19 protein-coding genes and 1 pseudogene are annotated in these 18,848 nt (G+C 63.3%); 13 read left to right on the forward strand and 7 right to left on the reverse strand.

What is annotated here, in order from left to right; all coding sequences use genetic code 11:
- Positions 1–23: 23 nt before the first annotated feature.
- The 3 genes from NKI95_RS08970 (at position 24) to NKI95_RS08980 (ending at position 2,859) form a co-directional block, all read left to right on the forward strand.
- Positions 24–641, forward strand: coding sequence for a LysE family translocator (locus NKI95_RS08970; protein ID WP_352716028.1), 618 nt, complete (start codon positions 24–26; stop codon positions 639–641).
- A 167-nt stretch (positions 642–808) separates the two neighbouring features.
- Positions 809–1,789, forward strand: a complete 981-nt coding sequence (cysK, locus tag NKI95_RS08975) for a cysteine synthase A (RefSeq protein ID WP_023718844.1) — start codon at positions 809–811, stop codon at positions 1,787–1,789.
- 446 nt (positions 1,790–2,235) lie between these two features.
- Positions 2,236–2,859, forward strand: coding sequence for a glutathione S-transferase family protein (locus tag NKI95_RS08980; protein WP_352716031.1), 624 nt, complete (start codon positions 2,236–2,238; stop codon positions 2,857–2,859).
- Between the two features lie 15 nt (positions 2,860–2,874).
- Here the strand turns inward: NKI95_RS08980 and NKI95_RS08985 are convergent, their stop codons facing one another.
- The gene (locus NKI95_RS08985) at positions 2,875–4,131 is read right to left on the reverse strand and encodes an RNA polymerase sigma factor (protein ID WP_352716033.1); all 1,257 of its coding nucleotides are present in this window, start codon (positions 4,129–4,131) and stop codon (positions 2,875–2,877) included.
- Positions 4,131–4,484: a YciI family protein gene (locus tag NKI95_RS08990; protein ID WP_023718846.1), complete on the reverse strand. Its 354-nt coding sequence runs from the start codon at positions 4,482–4,484 to the stop codon at positions 4,131–4,133. The genes NKI95_RS08985 and NKI95_RS08990 overlap by 1 nt, the downstream gene beginning before the upstream one ends.
- 255 nt (positions 4,485–4,739) lie before the next feature.
- On the opposite strand from NKI95_RS08990, the pseudogene NKI95_RS08995 reads away from it, so the two are divergent.
- The 3 genes and pseudogenes from NKI95_RS08995 (at position 4,740) to NKI95_RS09005 (ending at position 8,340) form a co-directional block, all read left to right on the forward strand.
- A pseudogene (locus NKI95_RS08995) lies at positions 4,740–5,699 on the forward strand (TAXI family TRAP transporter solute-binding subunit).
- A 164-nt stretch (positions 5,700–5,863) separates the two neighbouring features.
- On the forward strand, positions 5,864–7,960 hold the full coding sequence (locus NKI95_RS09000) for a TRAP transporter permease (RefSeq protein WP_352716034.1): 2,097 nt from the start codon (positions 5,864–5,866) through the stop codon (positions 7,958–7,960).
- On the forward strand, positions 7,957–8,340 hold the full coding sequence (locus tag NKI95_RS09005; protein ID WP_352716037.1) for a DUF1850 domain-containing protein: 384 nt from the start codon (positions 7,957–7,959) through the stop codon (positions 8,338–8,340). The genes NKI95_RS09000 and NKI95_RS09005 overlap by 4 nt, the downstream gene beginning before the upstream one ends.
- On the opposite strand, the gene NKI95_RS09010 is transcribed toward NKI95_RS09005, so the two are convergent.
- The 3 genes from NKI95_RS09010 to NKI95_RS09020 form a co-directional block, all read right to left on the reverse strand.
- Positions 8,229–9,980: a saccharopine dehydrogenase family protein gene (locus NKI95_RS09010; RefSeq protein ID WP_352716040.1), complete on the reverse strand. Its 1,752-nt coding sequence runs from the start codon at positions 9,978–9,980 to the stop codon at positions 8,229–8,231. The two genes, NKI95_RS09005 and NKI95_RS09010, sit on opposite strands and share 112 nt — an antisense overlap.
- A 50-nt stretch (positions 9,981–10,030) precedes the next feature.
- On the reverse strand, positions 10,031–10,411 hold the full coding sequence (locus NKI95_RS09015; protein WP_352716393.1) for a thiol-disulfide oxidoreductase DCC family protein: 381 nt from the start codon (positions 10,409–10,411) through the stop codon (positions 10,031–10,033).
- A gap of 257 nt (positions 10,412–10,668) precedes the next feature.
- Positions 10,669–10,815, reverse strand: coding sequence for a hypothetical protein (locus NKI95_RS09020; RefSeq protein WP_023718851.1), 147 nt, complete (start codon positions 10,813–10,815; stop codon positions 10,669–10,671).
- 408 nt (positions 10,816–11,223) lie between these two features.
- Here NKI95_RS09020 and NKI95_RS09025 point away from each other — a divergent pair, with 408 nt between their 5' ends.
- The 3 genes from NKI95_RS09025 (at position 11,224) to ligD (ending at position 15,216) form a co-directional block, all read left to right on the forward strand.
- Positions 11,224–11,730, forward strand: a complete 507-nt coding sequence (locus NKI95_RS09025) for a YciE/YciF ferroxidase family protein (protein ID WP_352716042.1) — start codon at positions 11,224–11,226, stop codon at positions 11,728–11,730.
- A 126-nt stretch (positions 11,731–11,856) separates the two neighbouring features.
- Complete coding sequence (gene ku / locus NKI95_RS09030; RefSeq protein WP_352716044.1) at positions 11,857–12,708, forward strand: non-homologous end joining protein Ku; 852 nt, start codon at positions 11,857–11,859, stop codon at positions 12,706–12,708.
- 9 nt (positions 12,709–12,717) lie between these two features.
- A complete protein-coding gene (gene ligD, locus NKI95_RS09035; RefSeq protein ID WP_352716047.1) occupies positions 12,718–15,216 on the forward strand; it encodes a DNA ligase D in 2,499 nt (832 codons plus the stop codon).
- 222 nt (positions 15,217–15,438) lie between these two features.
- Here the strand turns inward: ligD and NKI95_RS09040 are convergent, their stop codons facing one another.
- A complete protein-coding gene (locus NKI95_RS09040; RefSeq protein ID WP_352716050.1) occupies positions 15,439–16,113 on the reverse strand; it encodes an ArsR/SmtB family transcription factor in 675 nt (224 codons plus the stop codon).
- A gap of 68 nt (positions 16,114–16,181) precedes the next feature.
- Between NKI95_RS09040 and NKI95_RS09045 the strand changes: the two genes are divergently transcribed.
- The 3 genes from NKI95_RS09045 (at position 16,182) to NKI95_RS09055 (ending at position 17,169) form a co-directional block, all read left to right on the forward strand.
- Positions 16,182–16,397: a YjiS-like domain-containing protein gene (locus tag NKI95_RS09045; RefSeq protein WP_352716053.1), complete on the forward strand. Its 216-nt coding sequence runs from the start codon at positions 16,182–16,184 to the stop codon at positions 16,395–16,397.
- 98 nt (positions 16,398–16,495) lie between these two features.
- Positions 16,496–16,828: an NIPSNAP family protein gene (locus NKI95_RS09050; protein ID WP_023679000.1), complete on the forward strand. Its 333-nt coding sequence runs from the start codon at positions 16,496–16,498 to the stop codon at positions 16,826–16,828.
- Positions 16,825–17,169: an antibiotic biosynthesis monooxygenase family protein gene (locus NKI95_RS09055; RefSeq protein ID WP_352716056.1), complete on the forward strand. Its 345-nt coding sequence runs from the start codon at positions 16,825–16,827 to the stop codon at positions 17,167–17,169. Before NKI95_RS09050 ends, NKI95_RS09055 begins: the two co-directional genes overlap by 4 nt.
- Positions 17,170–17,175: 6 nt before the next feature.
- Here the strand turns inward: NKI95_RS09055 and mbfA are convergent, their stop codons facing one another.
- On the reverse strand, positions 17,176–18,159 hold the full coding sequence (gene mbfA / locus NKI95_RS09060) for an iron exporter MbfA (RefSeq protein WP_352473594.1): 984 nt from the start codon (positions 18,157–18,159) through the stop codon (positions 17,176–17,178).
- Between the two features lie 181 nt (positions 18,160–18,340).
- Here mbfA and NKI95_RS09065 point away from each other — a divergent pair, with 181 nt between their 5' ends.
- Positions 18,341–18,658, forward strand: a complete 318-nt coding sequence (locus NKI95_RS09065) for a hypothetical protein (protein WP_292656954.1) — start codon at positions 18,341–18,343, stop codon at positions 18,656–18,658.
- The last annotated feature ends 190 nt before the right edge of the window (positions 18,659–18,848 follow it).

The raw sequence follows: 18,848 nt of genomic DNA on the forward strand, positions 1-18,848 counted from the left end.
ACATCGTGCGACAAGCGCGAATCATGACGCTCACCGGGTTCCTCGCCTATAGCGCCGCCCTCGGCATCGCCGCAGCCATCCCCGGCCCAGGCGTCACCGCGCTCGTTGCGCGTGCGCTGGGTTCCGGCTTCCGCTCGTCGCTGGCCATGTCGTTCGGGCTGATGCTCGGCGACCTGACCTATTTGACTGCCGTGGTGCTCGGCCTGGCTTTCGTCGCACAAACTTTCGGCATGGTCTTCCTGGCCATCAAATGGCTGGGCGTCGCCTACCTCGCTTTTCTTGGCTGGCGTTTCTGGACGAGCGGCATCACGCCCGAAACGGTAGAGGCGAAGAAAGGCAAGGGCGGCTTGGCATCCAGCTTTGTAGCCGGTCTCGCCGTCACACTCGGCAATCCGAAGACGATGATCTTCTATCTTGCCATCACCCCGACCATCGTCGATCTGAAGGCGATCACGCTGGTCGACTACGCGATCCTTGTCGCGCTCACCATCGTCGTCCTGCTCGTGGTGCTGGTGCCCTATCTGGCGCTGGCGGCCAAGGCGCGCTGGTTCCTGAAGTCGCCGCGGGCGCTGAGGGCACTCAACCGCACCGCCGCCGGATTCATGGTCGGTGCGGCGGCGGCAATTGCCGCCCGCCAATAGACCTCTTTCGCCAATCCGCCCAGGGATTGTCACGCCTTGCAAGGGCGGGGGTATTCAGCACGAACTTCACTCGCATATTTTTCGATCGACAGCCTATCTTGCGCGGTGGATGGCTCTATCCTATGCCCGCCCCGACTCTTGCCGCTTGACCTCTGGGAGGAAAATCAATGAACAAGCCCGCCACCCCCACACACGTGCCCGGCCGCGGCCGCATCTACAATTCGATCACCGAGACGATCGGCGACACGCCGCTGGTGCGGCTTGATAAATTCGCCAGGGAGAAGGGTGTCGTCGCCAATCTGCTGGCCAAACTCGAATTCTTCAACCCGATCGCCTCGGTCAAGGACCGCATCGGCGTGTCGATGATCGAGGCATTGGAGGCTTCGGGCAGGATTACGCCCGGCAAGACCACGCTGATCGAGCCGACCTCGGGCAATACCGGCATCGCGCTCGCCTTTGCCGCCGCCGCCAAGGGCTACAAGCTGATCCTGACCATGCCGGAAACCATGTCCGTCGAACGCCGCAAGATGCTGGCGCTGCTCGGTGCCGAACTGGTGTTGACCGAAGGGCCGAAAGGCATGAAGGGCGCCATCGCCAAGGCCGACGAGCTGGCGGCAACGCTGCCCGACGCCGTCATTCCGCAGCAATTCGAGAATCCGGCCAATCCGGAAATCCATCGCCGCACTACGGCCGAGGAAATCTGGAACGACACCCATGGCGAAGTCGATATCTTCGTTGCCGGCATCGGAACCGGCGGCACCATCACCGGCGTCGGCCAGGTGCTGAAGAAGCGCAAGCCCTCGGTGCATGTCGTCGCCGTCGAACCGGAAGCCTCGCCGGTGCTGTCGGGCGGCCAGCCAGGCCCGCACAAGATCCAGGGCATTGGCGCCGGCTTCGCGCCAAAAATCCTCGACACGACGATCTATGACGAGATCGTCAAGGTCTCGAACGAGGATTCGGTTGCCAATGCACGGCTCGTCGCTCGGCTCGAAGGTGTGCCGGTCGGCATCTCGTCGGGTGCCGCCCTGCAAGCGGCAATCGTCGTCGGCTCGCGGCCCGAGAACAAGGGCAAGAACCTCGTCGTCGTCATCCCCTCCTTCGCCGAGCGCTATCTCTCGACGATCCTGTTCGAGGGATTGGGGGCTTAGAGTCTGGACACCTCGTCATCCCAGGGCGGAGCGAACGCGAAGCGGAGCGCAGACCCTGGGATCCATTCCGTGAGCGTGGCCAACGAATACCGCGGTGCAGATGTGAAAGCCGTTGCAACATCGGCAGCATGCACGCTGTCCTCCGACATCTAAAGGCTCTGCACCGTCGCGACGCTCAGAAGTTACGGCATGGACCAGGGTCTCGGCGACGTCGCTTCGCTCCTGCTCCGCCCCATACATGACGAAGGTAGGTGGGCTTCAGCCAATCTCGAAGGTTTGCGCTAGACTAGTTCATCTAGGGCAACAGGCTCCAACCCGTGCGCCGACGACCCAGATAACAGCACTGGCCCGCTGAAAAAACACCTGTGGCGGCTGCCGCTCGCTTGAGTAAGGCGGCGCTTCGGTTCAGATCGTCGCCGGCCTTGCACCGGCTGGCGGAGGACTTCATGTACAAGCTCTATACGCGTGCCAATACCGGCGGCTTCGTCGTCGAGGCGGCGCTCGCTTTGGCGGGTGTGCCTTTCGACCAGATCGACGTTCCGAAGGGCCGACTCAATCAGGCCTTTTTAGACATCAGCCCCTTGAACCAGGTGCCGGTCCTGATCTTGCCGGACGGACGCTCGATGACCGAATCGGCGGCGATCTGCATCCTGCTGGCCGAGCGCCACCCGGAAGCAGGACTGGCACCCGCAGCAAGCTCGCCTGACCGTGCCGACTTCCTGCGCTGGATGTTTTTCATGTCCTCCGTCACCTATTCGGCTGACCTGCGGTTCTTCTACGCTCATCGCTACACGACCGATCCCCGCGGCGTGGACGCTGTCAAACAGGCGGCGGTCTCGGAAATGGATCGCAGCTTCGCCATTCTCGATGCCGCCCTCGAAGGCCGTGACTGGCTGGCCGGCGACCGGCTCTCGCTGGCCGACATCTATCTCGTCATGTTGGTGGCCTGGCATCCGGAGGTCGCGAAGGTTCCAACCGCTTGGCCGAACATCGAACGCCTATGGGCCAATTTGCGGGAACATCGGGTGATGAAGAGGCTGAATGCTTCCCACGACATGTGGCCGGCCTAAGCACTCCGCCTTGTCTCAGTGTCTTTCCGCGCGGCCGAGCCCTGCCCGTCGTTCCTGCAGGAACCGACGCACGGCCGGATCGCGTTCGAGGCCGATAGCCCGGTCATAGGCCTCGCTCGCCTCCCGAATGTTGCCGAGTCTGGCCAGCAGGCCCGCGCGGGCGGCCCAGTAAGGTTGATAGTCGTACAGCCGTTTGTCGCCGCTGAATTGATCAAGCGCGCTCAATCCTGCCGAAGCACCTTCGGCCTCGGCAATGGCCACCGCGCGATTGATCGACACCACCGGCGAGCCGGCGATTACCGACAGCGCGTCATAGAGCTCCTTGATCGCGACCCAGTCGGTAGAACCGGTCAGCCGCCGTGTCGTATGGGCAGACTGCACGGCGGCCTCGAGCTGGTAGCGGCCGACAACGCCTTCGGCTGCGGCGCGCCTGAGCAGCGTCTCCGCTTCATCGATCATTGTGTCATCCCACAGTGCAAGATCCTGCTCGGCCAGCGGTACGTAATCACCCGCCGCATTGCGCCGGGCTGCACGCCGCGCCTCGGCGAACAGCATCAGCGCCAGCAGGCCGAGCGCCTCCGGCTCGTCCGGCATCAGCGTGGCCATCAGACGGCCGAGCCAGATGGCTTCGGTCGCGAGATTGCGGCGCCGCGTTTCGGTGCCGGCCGGGTCGGACCAACCTTCGGCAAACGCCGCGTAGATTGCTTCCAGAACGGTGCCCAACCGCTCACCGAGCTCGGCCCGCTCCGGCACGCGGAACGGAATGCCTGTCTCGCGAATTCGCGTCTTGGCGCGCACCAGGCGCTGGCTCATCGTGGCTGGCGATACCAGAAAAGCCGAGGCGATCGTCGCTGCGTCGAAGCCCAGGACCGTCTGCAGGATCAGCGGCGCGCGGACGCCGGCCTCGATCGCCGGATGGGCGCAGGCAAACATCAGCCTGAGCCGCTCGTCCGGCAGGTCTTCCTCGGCCATGCGTGCCTCCATCTCCTCGGCGATCAGCCTGAGGTGGTCGCGGCCCGCCTCGCTTGTCAGCCGCCGTCTGACCGCGTCGACGCGGCGCCTGCGCGCCACCGCCAGCAGCCAGGCTTCCGGCTTGTCGGGCACCCCCGCCTTTGGCCAACGCTCGAGCGCCGCTGCAAAGGCATCAGCCAATGCGTCCTCGGCAGCGGCCACGTCGCGCGTGCGTGCGGCGAGATAGGCGACCAGCTTGCCGTAGCTTTGCCGGGCGGCCGCTTCCGCCGCCGCCCGCGCGGTATCGGGCAGTTCCGGCATCACATGGTGAGTTCCCAGATCGGCCGCACCTCTACGGTGCCGGTGCTGGCGCCCGGGCAGCGCGCCGCCCAGGCAATGGCCGCGTCGACGTCCTCCGCTTCGATCATATAGAAGCCGGCAAGCTGCTCCTTGGTGTCGGCATAGGGGCCGTCGAGCACGTTGGTCTTGCCATTGGCCATCCGCACCGAGGTAGCGGATTGCGTCGGCTTCAGCCGGTCGCCGGCGAGCCAGGCGCCAGATTTCTTCAACGCTTCGGTATAGGCGACATAGGCGCTCGACATCTGTGTCACCGCGTCTGCCGGCGCGGCTGCCATCCCCGCTTCGTTTCCGTAGATCAAAAGCATATATCGCATGGTCTTCTCCCGTTTCTAAGGCCGCATCGTTGCGAGCCGGACGTATGTCGCGCGGCCCTGCCCGATTTCGACAGGCGCTGGAAAAATCTTTCGGCCGCGATGCGACCTCGCGCAAGCGCCGATGTGCTGGGGCACTGCTTAGCCGTTCGTCTAATCGCTGCTATTGCGGGTTGGCATTTCCCGCCCGCTGTCTAAACTCGCCTCGCTTCGTGCCGCAGAGGAGGGCACGGGCCGAATTTTCAGGGAGGAAATCGCATGCCCAATTTCAGGACGAAATTTATTGCGGCGGGCGTGCTGGCGCTGTCGCTTGGCGTTGGCGCGGTATCAGTCAAGGCACAGGAATTCATCAACGTGCTGACCGGCGGCACGTCCGGCGTCTACTATCCGCTCGGCGTCGCGCTGTCGGAAATCTACGGCAAGGGCATCGAAGGCGCGCGCACCCAGGTGCAGGCGACGAAGGCCTCGGTCGAAAACCTCAATCTCTTGCAGCAGGGCAAGGGCGAGATCGCTTTCGCGCTGGGCGATTCTGTCAAGCTGGCCGCCGAAGGCAATACCGAAGCCGGCTTCCCAGGCAAGCTCGATAAGCTGCGCGGCATCGCCGCCATCTATCCCAACTACATCCAGATCGTCGCCAGCAAGGAATCCGGCATCAAGACGCTCGCCGATCTCAAGGGCAAGAGCTAATCTGTCGGCGCGCCGGCCTCGGGCACCGAGCTCAACGCCCGCACGATATTTGCCGCTGCCGGGCTGAAATACGAAGACCTCGGGCGGATCGAATATCTGCCCTTCGCCGAATCGGTGGAACTGATCAAGAACCGCCAGCTCGACGCCACGCTGCAATCGGCTGGCCTTGGGGTCGCGTCGATCCGTGACCTCGCCACCTCAGTGCCGGTAAACATCGTTGCCGTGCCGGCGGAGGACGTCGCCAAGATCGGCTCGCCCTATCTTTCCGTGGTCATCCCCAAGGGCACCTATGAGGGCCAGACCGAGGATGTCGCGACCGCCGCCGTCGGCAATTTCCTGATCACCAGCGCCGATGTCTCCGACGAGACCGCCTACCAGATGACCAAACTGCTGTTCGAGCATCTCGACCAGCTCACCGCTGCCCACGCCGCCGCCAAGGCGATCGACCCGGCCAAGGCGCTCGACGGCATGCCGGTGCCGCTGCATCCAGGCGCCGAGAGGTATTACAAGGAAAAGGGATTGGTGAAGTAAGGAGCCATCCCTCCCCCTTGAGGGGAGGGTGGACAGCCGCCGAAGGCGGATGGACGGGTGGGGTCGGTTGAGGCCGCGCACTGCCGCACCGACCCCACCCGCCTCGCTTCGCTCGGCACCCTCCCCCCAAGGGGGAGGGGAGCGCCCCGCCAGGAACCCCGCTAATGACCGAAACCCCGACGATTCCTTCCCCCACCGCCGAAATCCCTGTCGAAGGATTGCCGCCGGGCTTCGGCGAAGGCATCGCCGGCAAGGCGGCTTTTTTTATCGCCGTCGCCTTCTCCATCTTCCAGATATACATCGCCGCCTATGGCAGCCTGCCGAGCCAGGTCGTACGCGCCATGCATGTCGGCTTCCTGCTGCTGCTCGGCTTTGCCCTAATCGCCAATCTGCGCGCCAAAAGCGTCCCGGCGAAAGCAGTGTTCTGGACGCTCGGCGTGCTTGGCTTCGCCACCGGTCTGTACAATTGGGTGTTCTATGCCGACCTCATCCGCCGCTCCGGCTTTCTCACCACGCCTGACCTGATCGTCGGCGCGGTGCTGGTCGTGCTGGTCTTCGAGGCGGCGCGGCGATTGATGGGGCTGCCGCTCGCCGTCATTGCCTTCATCTTTCTCGCCTACGCATTTGCCGGCAATCATCTGCCGCCGCCTTTCATCCATCGCGGCTATGATTTCGCCCAGCTCGTCGACACCTTCGCCTATGGCACCGAAGGCATCTACGGCACGCCGATCTATGTCTCGGCCGCCTACATCTTCATCTTCGTCGTCTTCGCCGCCTTTCTTGAGCGCGCCGGCATGATCGCGCTGTTCAACGATTTTGCGCTTGGCCTGGTCGGCTCATGGCGCGGCGGCCCGGCGCAGGTCTGCGTGCTGTCCTCGGCGCTGATGGGCACCATTTCCGGCTCTGGCGTCGCCAATGTGGTGGCCAGTGGCCAGTTCACCATCCCGCTGATGAAGCGCTTTGGCTTCCGCTCGGCCTTCGCCGGAGCTGTCGAGGCGACCTCGTCGATGGGCGGCCAGATCATGCCGCCGGTGATGGGAGCGGTTGCCTTCATCATGGCCGAGACGCTGAACATCCCCTATGCCGCGGTGGTCAAGGCGGCGATCATTCCGGCGCTGCTCTATTTCGGCGCGTGTTTCTGGCAGGTGCACCTGGAAGCCGGCAAGGCCGGCCTGCACGGCATGGCCAAGGCCGACCTGCCCAATCCGTGGGATGCAGTGAGACAACATTGGCCGCTGGTACTGCCTCTCGCCGCACTGATCTACCTGCTGTTTGCCGGCTACACACCGGTCTTCGCCGGCACCATGGGCCTGGCGTTGACCATTGTGCTCATCCTCGGCACGCCGCTGGCAGCATCGATCGGGCCGCTCGCCTTCCGCGTCGTCTTCTGGCTGGCGCTCGGGCTTGCCGCGGCTTCCTTCATGAAATTCGGCGTCAACATCCTCAGCGTGGTCATCGCCGTGCTGGTCGTCGCCTGCCTCACCTTCAAGGGCGGGCGCGAGACGCTGCGCATATGCGTGGATTCCCTTGCCGAGGGAGCAAAGAACGCGCTGCCGGTCGGCATTGCCTGCGCCATTGTCGGCATCGTCATTGGCACGTTGACGCTTACCGGCATCGCCTCGACCTTCATCGGCTGGATCATCTCGATCGGCGAGAACAATCTGTTCCTGTCGCTGCTTTTGACCATGCTCACCTGCCTGGTGCTCGGCATGGGCATACCGACCATTCCCAACTACATCATCACTTCGTCGCTGGCCGGGCCAGCGCTGCTGTCGCTCGGCGTGCCGTTGGTGGTCAGCCATATGTTCGTCTTCTATTTCGGCATCATGGCCGATCTCACCCCGCCTGTGGCGCTGGCCGCCTTCGCCGCCGCACCCATGGCCAAGGAAAGCGGTCTCAAGATCGGCATCCAGGCAACCAAGCTTGCCATTGCCGGCTTCGTGGTGCCGTTCATGGCGGTCTATACCCCGGCGCTGATGCTGCAGGATCCCGGCCCGATCGCCGCCCAGTTCGGCTATCCCGTCGAGGTCGCTTATATCGTCATCAAAGCCTGCATGGGTATCGTCCTGTGGGGCGCCGCGGCCGTCGGATTTCTCGCCCGGCGCATGGCCTGGTGGGAACGCCTCGTCGCGTTCGCCGCCGGCGTGCTGCTGGTTGCGGCGCTGCCGCTCACCGACGAGGCGGGCTGGGCGCTGTCCCTTGCCTGGATCGGCTGGCACTGCTGGCGCGCGCGGCAGGCTTCGCTGGCCAATTCAGCATGAGCCTCTGCATCGTCGCGGCCGGCAAGACGGTGACGCTCGCGGTCGCTGCCTTCACGCTCTCCTGGGTGCATTCGGTGGAGAAGACCCAGTGGCAGGAAGACTGGAAGGTGCTGCCGTTCAGCCTGGAGCTGGTCGAGGCCCGCATCAAGGGATCGGGCGCCGGGATGGAGCCGCCGCAAGGCTCGGCGCTGCGCGACGGCTGGTGGGTCTATGCGCCCAAGGTCGGGCCAAAGCGGCGCCTCGTGCTCGCCGCCTCGGGCGCTACGGGTCAGGGCTGGACACTGTGCACGGCGCAGGACTGCCGCGAATTGGCCAAGGTGGCAGGCGACACGATCTCGCTGGAGCCGTGCGCACCGGAGGGCTCCAGCCAACCGCGGTAGCGGGCGATCATGCCGGCAAGCGGATGCGAGATATCGACATGGAAGCGGAAGCGGCCATCCTCCACCGTTTCGTGGGAAGTCGAGCGTGGACCGAGCCACATCGGCAGCGGCAGGCCAAAAAGGCTCCAGCGGCGCAAGACCAGCGCCAGCCGGCCGTCTTCGGCAACCAGCGCCATCGCGAAGGTCAGCGGGCCGAAGCGTTCGCACAGCAGGCGCTGCGATCGACCCCGGCCTGCGGACTGTAGGCTCGAAAAACTGTGCTTGCCGAATGTCCGCGTCCAGGTCTCGCCGTCCTTGTCGGTGTCGAAGCGGACATGAACCGGTATGTCCTCGCTTGCCCCGGGGAAGCCGACCATCCAGGCCATTAGCCGGCCAAGAACATTGCGCCCGCGTTCGACGCGCGCGCGGCCTGCGGCCGTGATCGTACGGTCATGCATTGACCGTATTGCCTCGGGAAGGCCTTGCCAGGCGGCACCGAGCAGCTCGGCATAAAGCGGCTTGTCCTCGTCCGCGACCCCGTTCCTGAAGCCGGTGTAGATCGTCCGCCCGGCAAACAGGGCCTCATAGTCCCGGAGCTCAAGATCGCGCACCGCCGCCCGTGCGCCCGGCGCCGGCTGTTGTCCGGCCAGCGCTTTGTGGACCAGCGCTTCGACCGCCATCGACGGGATCAGCGGCCCGTCATTGCCCTCGGCCAAGAGATGCCACGAGCGCTTGACGATGGCGCCCGCCCGGTCCGATCCCTCCACCTCGACGAACATGCCGCCGCGATGCTCGCCCCAGCGCAGTCGGTTCGTTGCCTGATGCATCAGCGGCGCCAGCGGCAAAAGCGAACCGATCAATCCGGCGCGCACCAGCCAGGCGAGGCCGATCAGGGCGCGGTGAAGCACTTCGGGTACCGGCCCGGCTCCCATCCAGATGGTCCCCGCCTCAGGCCAAAGTTCGGCCAAGGTGCGCAGGTCGGGAACGTCGACCAGCGAAAACAGCGTGTTTCGAAGCGGCAGCCGGCCCGGCGGCGCGATAGTGTAGCGCAGTTGTTCGGTGAACGGACGGCCTTGTTCGGGACGGCCGTTGCGAACAAGCCGCACCGGCTGACCGGCATAACCGGCGATGGCGCGAATGACGTTTCCGCCGACACTGGCAAAGGGCGACGGCGCGATGCCGCCGCGAATGCCGTCGACCCGCGTCAGGTCCGAAGACAGGCGGCGCACCACCGCCGCCGTCAGCACCGGAAAGCTCGAGAAGCCGGACAGCACGAAGACGCCGGCGTTTCGCGCCGCCTCGTCGAACGCAGAGACACCGGCGACGAAGTCCGAGCCGTCGGCTAGATCGAGATAGTTGATGCGCCGGGCGATGCAGGCCTCGATCAGGCGGTACCGTCCATCGCCATAGGCCTGGAACGGACCGCTCGCGTCGACTACAATATCGGGCTCAAATGCAGCGAGTTGCGCGGCAAGATTGCCGTCACGGTCGAACAGTGCCGGCACCAGCTGGGCTGCTGTCGGGGCGCGCTTCTTGCAATACGCGTCAGCCTTGGCGAGCGAGCGCCCGGCGACAAAGAGGATCAGATGCGGCTCGCCCTCCAAAAGCTCGACGGTGCGACCGCCAAAGGTGCCATAGCCGCCGACGACAAGAACCTTCATCCGCAGTTCCCCCAAAATGCCCAGCGCCGCTCCCGGCTACGGCAATGAGCCTAGCCGATCAATCTTGCCCTCACCTCGGCGGAAGGGATTTCACAATTGTCCTTCTTGCCGAACAGGGCGTAGCGGTTCTTTGCGATGCGGTCGTAGAGCCAGTCGCGAAGCGGGCGCGGCAACAGCAGCAGGATCCGCGCCGCCCGCCACGGCCAGCCGAGTTCGGCCATAATGGCAACGAAACTGTCCAGGCGGGTGAAAGCGGCGCCATCGACGATGACGAGATTGGTCTCGTAGCGATCCGTCCGCAGCCCATATTTCTTGAACAGCATCTCGCCGAAGGGCGACTGGGCCGTTACGAAATGGAAGCGGCCCTTGCGGTCGAGCTTCACCACCATGCGCACAAAGCCCGAGCACAACACGCAAATACCGTCGAACACGATCAACGGGCGACTTGATTCGAATTCTGGCGGCTCAGGAGAATGGTTCGGCTTGACGATCACGTGGCGCCCGGCAGCTGGTGTCAGGCGACACTAGGCCTGCCGGCGGCTGGATCAAAGCCCGGAATGCTAGAGGCTTGGCGTCGTCGCACGCCGTCTGTCGGTCAGCGCAGGGCGCTCGGCGCGATAGGTCGTTGACCGATAGTCGGCGTCGGGCCGGCAGATTTGGCTGTCGTGGCGGCTCTCCAAGCTCATCATCAGTGCACGCTGATCCCAAGCGTGTTGCCACGGCGCGCGCAGGCGGGACCTGGGCCGCGCATGTAATAGCGCTCGGGTCGATAGGTCGGCGCGACGAATTCGCGGATGGCGGCGGCATAGCCGGCGATTTGATTCCAGAAGCTCATTTTACTCGGTCCCTGTCCCGTTTCGGATGTCCCTTCCGAATTGCGGGGATCATAGCGTCCAGGCGTGAATAGTCGGTGAACGCGATGTTAATCTCTGGTCGAAAATGCCTTTGTTCATGGCTGGAATGCGGCTGATTCGCGGTGTTTCCATGCAGTCCGTCGGCATTTCGTCCAGTGTGACTTTTGCATCACATATGTTTCGCCTGAATGTCGCGGAAGCGCGGTTTTGTTTCAGGTTCTTACTGGACCGCGAAATTTCCGTGCACGTGGTTGAAAAACCAGGAACCGGCCCGTCAGCCACACGTTGATTTCCCAGTGCCGGGACGAACCGGTTCCGCAAGCTGTGGTGCTCGGGTTGGGCCGCAGCCAAAAATCCGAAACTGCAAGAGCAATGGAAAGGCAAAGGCCATGGGCTTCTTTTCGAAGGATATCAAAACACTCGACGATCTGTTCGTGCACACGCTGCGCGACATCTATTACGCTGAAAAACAGATCGAGAAATCGCTGCCGAAGATGATCGACAAAGCGAGTGATCCGCAGCTGAAAGCCGGCTTTGAGAAACATCTCGCCCAGACCAAGGGTCATATCCAGCGTGTCGAGCAGGTGTTCGAACTGCACGGCGTGAAGGCCAAGCAAATCGACTGCCCGGCCATCGACGGCATTCTCGAAGAGGCCGACGACGTCAGCGGCGACATCGCCGACAAGGAGGTCCTCGACGCTGCGCTGATCGCCTCCGCCCAGGCGGTCGAGCATTATGAGATGACCCGTTACGGCACCTTGATTGCTTGGGCCAAGCAACTGGGCCGCAGCGACTGCGCCAATGTGTTGGCCAACAACCTCAAGGAGGAGCAGGCAACCGACCGCAAGCTTACAGAGATGGCGGAAAGCAAAATCAACCTGCAAGCCGCCGAGTAGGGCAGCGATAGAGAATTGACTTCAAGGCAAGGCTGGGCCGAAAGCCCGGACTTGCCTTTTGCGCCGCCGGAACCGGAACAGACTTTGCCCGTTCTCGGTTGAACATTGTCGCGCAGGGAGTTTGTCATGGCGCCGCGCCCGGCCTGGAGAGGGTATCTCAAGCTTTCGCTGGTCACTTGCGCCGTCGAACTGACCAATGTCGTCACCCAGGCCGAGAAAGTCTCGTTCCGCGTGCTCAACCGCAAGACCGGCAATACCGTCAAGCGCGTCTATGTCGATTCGGCAAGCGGCAAGCCGCTCGATGAAGGCGACGAGATCAAAGGCTACGAGATCGGCGACGGCGACTTCGTCCAAATCGAGGAGGAGGAGATCGAAGCCGTGCAGATCGAATCCTCGCATACGATGAGCCTCGATGGTTTCATCGAAAAATCCTCGATTCAGCAGATCTATCTCGATACCCCCTATTATTTGACGCCTGCGGACGAGGTCTCGGAAGAGGCCTTCGCAGTCATCCGCGAGGCCATGGCCGCCAAGAAGACGGCGGGGCTAGCCCGCATCGTGCTCTATCGCCGCGAACGTCCGGTGGTCATCGAGCCGTTGGGCAAGGGTCTGCTGCTGACGACCCTACGCTATGGCGATACGGTTCGCAGGCCCGAGATGGTGTTCGGCGACATCAAGCCGGTGAAGACCGACGCCGAGATGATCAGGCTGGCCGAACACATCGTCAATGAGAAACAGGCGAAGTTCGATCCTTCCGAATTCGAGGACAAATACGAAAACGCGCTGATCGAGCTGGTCCGCGCCAAGAAGGCCGGCAAGAAGGCACCGAAGACAAAGGCAGAACCACGGCCCTCCAACGTCGTCAATCTCTTCGATGCACTGAAGAAGAGCCTTTCGTCGGAAGCCGGTGCGCCGACAAAGACCGGACGCCCGGCAAAAGGCGCCAAGCCCAAAGCCGCTCGGCGCAAATCTGCTTAGGATCAGACCATGGCCAGCCTCGAGCAGTATCACGCCAAGCGCAATTTCAAGAAGACCGCCGAACCGGCCGGCAAGCTCTCGCGCGGCAAGAAAGCCGAGCCGGGTGGCATTTTCGTCATCCACAAGCATGCCGCCACCCGGCTCCACTACGACCTGCGCCTTGAGCATGGCGGTGTGCTGTGGAGCTGGGCGGTGACGCGAGGCCCGAGCCTCGACCCGCACGAAAAGCGGCTCGCCGTCCACGTCGAGGACCACCCGATCGACTATGCGCCGTTTGAAGGCACTATCCCCAAGGGCCAATATGGCGGCGGCTCGGTCATCGTCTGGGACGAGGGAACTTGGGTCCCCGATGGCGACCCGGCAAAGGCAATGAAGAAAGGCCACATCAACTTCGAATTGCACGGCCACAAATTGCATGGCGCCTGGCATCTGGTGCGGCTGAAGCCGCGTCCGGGCGAAAAGCGTGACAACTGGTTGCTGATCAAATCCGACGATGCCGCCGCGCGTCCGGGCGAGGACATTTTGCAGGAGGCGCCGCAATCGGTGAAATCCGGCCTGACCATCGAGGAGGTCGGCGAAGGCAAGACCGCCGACGGCAAGAAGCCAAGGGTCTGGCAGTCCGACAGGCCGGCTACCGGCAAGAAGGCAGTCGCGGCAAGGCGGCTCGAATTCATCGAACCGGCGCTCGCAACGCTGGAGCGGGACGCTCCGCCCGGCAAGGACTGGCTGCATGAGGTGAAGTTCGACGGCTATCGCATGCAGGCGCAGCTTGCCGGCACCGAGGTGCGGCTTTTGACACGCACCGGCCTCGACTGGACCGACAAATTCGGTGGCGCAATTGTCGCGGCACTTGGCGGCCTGAAATGCACCGATGCGATCATCGACGGCGAAATCGTCGTGCTGGCGGATAACGGTGTCTCGTCATTCTCGCTGCTGCAGCAAGATCTGTCGGCGGGCCGTACGGACCGTTTCATCTACTATGTCTTCGACCTGTTGCGTCTCAACGGTGAGGATATCCGTTCCGAGCCGCTGGTCGAGCGCAAGGAAAGGCTGCGCACCTTGCTCGCCGGACAGGCCGAGGATCAGGCCGTGCGCTTCAGCGACCACTTTGCCGAGCCCGGCAAGATCATGCTGGAGCACGCTTGCCGCCTGGGCCTCGAAGGCGTCGTCTCCAAGCGCGCCGATGCGCCCTACCGCAGCGGCCGTGTTCCCTCGTGGGTGAAGTCGAAATGCACGGCACGCCAGGAATTCGTCATCGGCGGCTACATGCCGTCGGACAAGACCGGGCGCGGCCTGCGCTCGCTGCTGGTCGGCTATCACGAGGGCGGCAAGCTGCGCTATGCCGGCCGCGTCGGCACCGGCTTCACGGCCAAAAGCACCAACGAACTGAAGAAGAGGCTTGATGCGCTGAAGACGACAACCTCGCCCTTCGACAGGGCGGTGCCAAGGGGCAAGGGGCTGGTCTGGGTCAAGCCCGAACTTGTCGGCGAAGTGGAGTTTCGCAGTTGGACGTCGGACCGTATAATACGCCACGCCTCGTTCCAGGGATTGCGCGAGGACAAGCCGGCGGAGGAAGTCGTGCAGGAGAAACCGAAAGCACGCTCAGCCACGGCAGAGCCGAAGCCAAAGCCCGCCAAACCCGCAGGCGCGGCGAAAAGCGCGGTTACACTGTCCCGCCCGGACAAGCTTCTGTGGCCCGAGGAGAACGTCTCGAAGCAGCATCTGGTCGATCACTACGCGCTGGTCTGGCCGCGCATGAAGCAATTCGTCATAAACCGGCCGCTCAGCCTCGTGCGGGCGCCGGACGGGGTCGGCGGCCAACGGTTCTTCCAAAAACATGCCTCGGCCGGCATGCACGACAAGATCGCCGTGATGAAGGATCCCACCGACGGCGAGGAGATATTGTTCATCCGCGATTTCGACGGTGTCGTGGCCCTGGTGCAGCTCGGCGTCGTCGAGATCCACATCTGGGGCTCGACCACGGACGAGCTGGAAAAACCCGACCAGATCATCTTCGATCTCGATCCCGACGAGGGTGTCGACGTGAAGGCGGTGCGTGCCGCGGCGCTCGATATCCGCAGCCGGCTCGACGAACTGTCCCTGCCGAATTTCGTCAAGACCTCGGGCGGCAAGGGCTATCATGTCCTCGTGCCGCTGAAGCCGTCGGCGGACTGGGACGAAGTCAAAGGCTTCGCCCATGAGTTCGCCCGAGCGCTCGAACAGGCGGCACCCGACCGATACACGGCGACGCTGTCGAAGAAGGCGCGCACGGGCAAGATTTTCGTCGACTATCTGCGCAATGGCCGCGGCGCCACCACGGTTGCACCTTATTCGTCGCGCGCCAAGAAAGGCGCCACAGTTTCGATGCCGGTGACCTGGGCGGAAATCGAGGCCGGATTGCCGCCGAACGCCTTTCCGATCGGCGACAAGACGACGCTGAAGCGGCTCGGGCAAGCCGATCCCTGGGCGGATTTTTTCAAGCAGGCCAAGCCGCTCAAGCGCGGCTAATGCATGTCGCGCAAAAGTGTGCAGCGGTTTTGCGATGACGACATGCATCAAAACAAGAACCTAAAGCGCGTCGCATGAGGCCGGTCGAACGCGACGCGCTTTAGAGCAATTCCAGGAAAAGTGTGAAACGGTTTTCCGTCCGGAATTGCGTCAAAACAAAAAGATAGAGTGGTTCGGCGTTTCCGTGAAACGCTGACCCTTCCAGCGCATCGAAGCGCGCCGTCAGGCGAGAAACGTCTTCTCGAAGGCCTGCTTGCCTATCGGTGAAAAGATCACGGCACGGCTGTCCTTCTCGCGCCGTGCCCATTTCTCGGCGAGGATCTTGTCGAGAATGGCGGCGCCCAGCGTGCCGGCGAGGTGCGAACGCCGCACGCTCCAGTCGAGGCAGGCACGGCACACCGGCCGCCGCGCTTTGGTATGGATGTCGATGCCGATCGCGGCGAAATGCGAGGCGGCCGACAGCCCAAGCTGGATCTCCTTGTCGTCACGCAGGAGCACTTGTCGAGCGACAAGACGGTCCAGCATCGCCACCGCCTGCTCGCCGGCGAGGTGGTCGTAGCAGACCCGCGCCACGCGCATGGCCGCGTCGCGAGGGCCGGGTCGCACCCGCTGCGGCCCGACAGCAGCAGCGACGCCGGTGATCGCCTCGATCATTCCAGCCACCTGCGGGCCGGCGAGGCCGTAATAGCGGTGCCGCCCCTGGCTCGCCAGCGTCAGCAGCCCGCCTTCCATCAGCTTCGACAGATGGGAGCTCGCTGTTGGAAGCGACACGCCGGCTTCCAGTGCCAGTTCGCTCGCCGTCAGTGCCGTGCCGCCCATCAGTGCGGACAGCATGTTTGCCCGCGCCGGATCGCCCACCAGGCTGGCAATGCGGGCTATGTCGGGGCCTTCGCGCATAGTTCGTTCCTCATCGAAGCATCCTCGTCAGATAAGCATTAATCTCGATGCAAATCAAGGAGACAACGATGCCTGCAAGCACCATTCTCAGCGCCGCGCCTGCTCGCCGGCCGTTCCCGTTCATTGTCTTGCGCCGCTTGCGGCTGCGGCTCCTGGCGCGGTGGTACGACCGCCATTTGCAGCGTCTCGACCTCGCCGAGATCGACGATCATCTGCTGGATGACCTTGGCCTGACACCCGAAGACGTCCGCCGCGAATGCGCGAAATCCTTCTGGCAAACCTGACCGGCCAGCGAATTTGCCTAGCATATCGATCTTCGGAACGTTTCGACCTGGCTCGAACTGTGACCGCAAGAAAACATCTACCGCCAAGGAGGCGAAAAATGACCATCACCTGCTTCATCCGCTACGAGATCGATCCGTTCGGCAAGGCTGCGTTCGAGGAATATGCCCGCAATTGGGGGCAGGCGATCCCGCGCTGCGGCGCCGATCTGATCGGCTATTTCGCGCCGCACGAAGGCTCGGCCACCACAGCTTATGCCGCCTACAACATCGACAGTCTTGCGGCCTACGAAGCCTACCGCGCCCGGCTCGCCGCCGATCCCGCCGGCAAGGCGAATTACGAGTTCGCCCGGCGGGAAAAATTCATCCTGAAGGAGGACCGCATCTTCCTCAAGCTAGCCTCTGGGCCGCATGCTCCTTTGGTGAAGCCATGATCGCCGTCATCTTCGAGGTTGAGCCGGCGGCGGGCATGCGCGATGCCTATCTCAGCATCGCCGCCGACCTGCGGCCGCTGCTCGACGGCATCGACGGTTTCCTGTCGATCGAGCGCTTCCAGAGCCTTGCCGATCCGAACCGCATCCTGTCGCTGTCCTTCTGGCGCGACGAGGACGCGGTGAAGGCCTGGCGCAACACGCAGGAACATCGGCAGGCGCAGAAGGCCGGGCGCGGCGGTATCTTTGCGGACTATCGTTTGCGCATCGCCCATGTCGTGCGCGATTACGGCCTGACCGAACGCGCCGAGGCGCCAGCAGATAGCCGGGTAGTGATCGGATAGGGACTGCTATGCATTCCCGATCAGCACCCCTGCCGCAAACACCAGTGCGCCACCCAGCACCACCTGGAAGGCGGCGCGCCAGAACGGCGTCTGCATATAGCGGTTCTGCACGAAGGCGATCGCCCACAGCTCGAAGAAAACCACCACGGCGGCGACAATGGTCGCCGTCCAGAAAAGCGGGATGAGATAGGGCAGCGCATGGCCGAGCCCGCCCAGCGTCGTCATGACGCCGACGGTCAGCCCGCGTTTTGCCGGCGAGCCGCGGCCCGATAATTTGCCGTCGTCGGAAGCCACCTCGGTGAAACCCATCGAGATGCCAGCGCCGATCGAAGCGGCAAGCCCGACCAGAAAGGTCTGGAACGTATCATGCGTGGCAAAGGCGGCGGCAAAGATCGGCGCCAGCGTCGACACCGACCCATCCATCAGCCCGGCCAGCCCCGGTTGCACGTAGGTCAGGATGAACTGGCGCTGCTCGGCTGCCGCCTCTTCGTCCTTGACCGCGCCAGGCACATGCTTTTGCTCCAGCCGCTGCGCCAGTGTCTCGTGGCCCTGTTCTGCGATTGCCAGGTCGTCGAGCAGCTTTCGCGTCGACGCATCGCCTGTGCGTTTGGCCGCCTCGATATAGAACAGGTAGGCCTGCCGCTCCATGGCCTCGGCTTGGCTGCGCACATGATCGATGCCGAGCGGCCTCACCAGCCAGTCCGGCTTGCGCTCGTAATAGCCCTTCACATGTTCGCGCCGGATCAGCGGTATGCGCTCGCCGAAACGCTTGCGGTAAAGCTCGATCAGTGAATCGCGATGGCCGTCCTCCTCCTCCGCCATCTCCTCGAACACCTTGGCCGATTGCGGAAAGCTCTCCGCCAGCCCGTCGGCATAGGCGCGATAGATGCGCCCGTCATCCTCCTCGGAGGAGATGGCGAGCGCCAGGATCTCCTGTTCCGAGAGCGATTCAAAGGGACGGCGGCCGAAGCCGAAAACGCGGGAAAGCATGAGAAATTCACCCTAGTTTAGAATAGTTCTAAACTATGATCTTGCACGTCGCCGGTCAATCGTGTGCGCTCCACTCATGCTCAAAAGGTACAGGCTTCAAAATCCCGAACAGGTTGCCGTTTGCTATCGGCAAACGTTCACTTATATAACCGAATCTCAACCAAGAGAGAGGAACCCGCAGATGCCGGAAAAACAGCAGCCGTTTGATCCCAAACCGGTTCTCGACCTGATCGCTAATATTGAGGCGGATCTGCAGCGCCTGAAAGGTCTGGTCGAGCAGCAGGTCGAAAAATTCGATCCCGCCAATCCGCACAACAAGGCTCCCGACGGCAAGTTGACCGAGGAGGGCGTCGAGTGCTGCTACCGGCTGTTCGACGAGGGCAAGTCGCGCTATTCGGTCGCCCAACAGATGAAGATCTCCTTCGCCGCCGCCACCCACCGCTTCAACACCTGGCGCAAGATGGGCGGCTCCAAACGGCAAAAGACGCTGTTGGGGTGAGGAGCGGCCGGCCAGGCCGGTCAATCGGCAACGATTTGTCGATTGAAGCGACGAATGCATGGCGGAGGGCCGAGGAGGCGGTCGGTGACAGTCACGCCCTACTCCTGCCTCCAGGACGAATTGTAACCGTCACATTTTTTCATTGGTGCGCGGCCTCCCTTTCCGTGCACCATAGGCGGTCTCATCTCTT

This window comes from Mesorhizobium sp. M0306 (genome assembly GCF_040321655.1).
In the GTDB taxonomy this organism is placed as follows: Bacteria; Pseudomonadota; Alphaproteobacteria; order Rhizobiales; family Rhizobiaceae; genus Mesorhizobium.

Coding starts and splice junctions, on each gene's coding strand:
- NKI95_RS08970 (WP_352716028.1), top strand. CDS start 24: ATGACGCTCACCGGGTTCCTCGCCTATAGCGCCGCCCTCGGCATCGCC.
- cysK (WP_023718844.1), top strand. CDS start 809: ATGAACAAGCCCGCCACCCCCACACACGTGCCCGGCCGCGGCCGCATC.
- NKI95_RS08980 (WP_352716031.1), top strand. CDS start 2,236: ATGTACAAGCTCTATACGCGTGCCAATACCGGCGGCTTCGTCGTCGAG.
- NKI95_RS08985 (WP_352716033.1), bottom strand. CDS start 4,131: ATGCCGGAACTGCCCGATACCGCGCGGGCGGCGGCGGAAGCGGCCGCC.
- NKI95_RS08990 (WP_023718846.1), bottom strand. CDS start 4,484: ATGCGATATATGCTTTTGATCTACGGAAACGAAGCGGGGATGGCAGCC.
- NKI95_RS09000 (WP_352716034.1), top strand. CDS start 5,864: ATGACCGAAACCCCGACGATTCCTTCCCCCACCGCCGAAATCCCTGTC.
- NKI95_RS09005 (WP_352716037.1), top strand. CDS start 7,957: ATGAGCCTCTGCATCGTCGCGGCCGGCAAGACGGTGACGCTCGCGGTC.
- NKI95_RS09010 (WP_352716040.1), bottom strand. CDS start 9,980: ATGAAGGTTCTTGTCGTCGGCGGCTATGGCACCTTTGGCGGTCGCACC.
- NKI95_RS09020 (WP_023718851.1), bottom strand. CDS start 10,815: ATGAGCTTCTGGAATCAAATCGCCGGCTATGCCGCCGCCATCCGCGAA.
- NKI95_RS09025 (WP_352716042.1), top strand. CDS start 11,224: ATGGGCTTCTTTTCGAAGGATATCAAAACACTCGACGATCTGTTCGTG.
- ku (WP_352716044.1), top strand. CDS start 11,857: ATGGCGCCGCGCCCGGCCTGGAGAGGGTATCTCAAGCTTTCGCTGGTC.
- ligD (WP_352716047.1), top strand. CDS start 12,718: ATGGCCAGCCTCGAGCAGTATCACGCCAAGCGCAATTTCAAGAAGACC.
- NKI95_RS09040 (WP_352716050.1), bottom strand. CDS start 16,113: ATGCGCGAAGGCCCCGACATAGCCCGCATTGCCAGCCTGGTGGGCGAT.
- NKI95_RS09045 (WP_352716053.1), top strand. CDS start 16,182: ATGCCTGCAAGCACCATTCTCAGCGCCGCGCCTGCTCGCCGGCCGTTC.
- NKI95_RS09050 (WP_023679000.1), top strand. CDS start 16,496: ATGACCATCACCTGCTTCATCCGCTACGAGATCGATCCGTTCGGCAAG.
- NKI95_RS09055 (WP_352716056.1), top strand. CDS start 16,825: ATGATCGCCGTCATCTTCGAGGTTGAGCCGGCGGCGGGCATGCGCGAT.
- mbfA (WP_352473594.1), bottom strand. CDS start 18,159: ATGCTTTCCCGCGTTTTCGGCTTCGGCCGCCGTCCCTTTGAATCGCTC.
- NKI95_RS09065 (WP_292656954.1), top strand. CDS start 18,341: ATGCCGGAAAAACAGCAGCCGTTTGATCCCAAACCGGTTCTCGACCTG.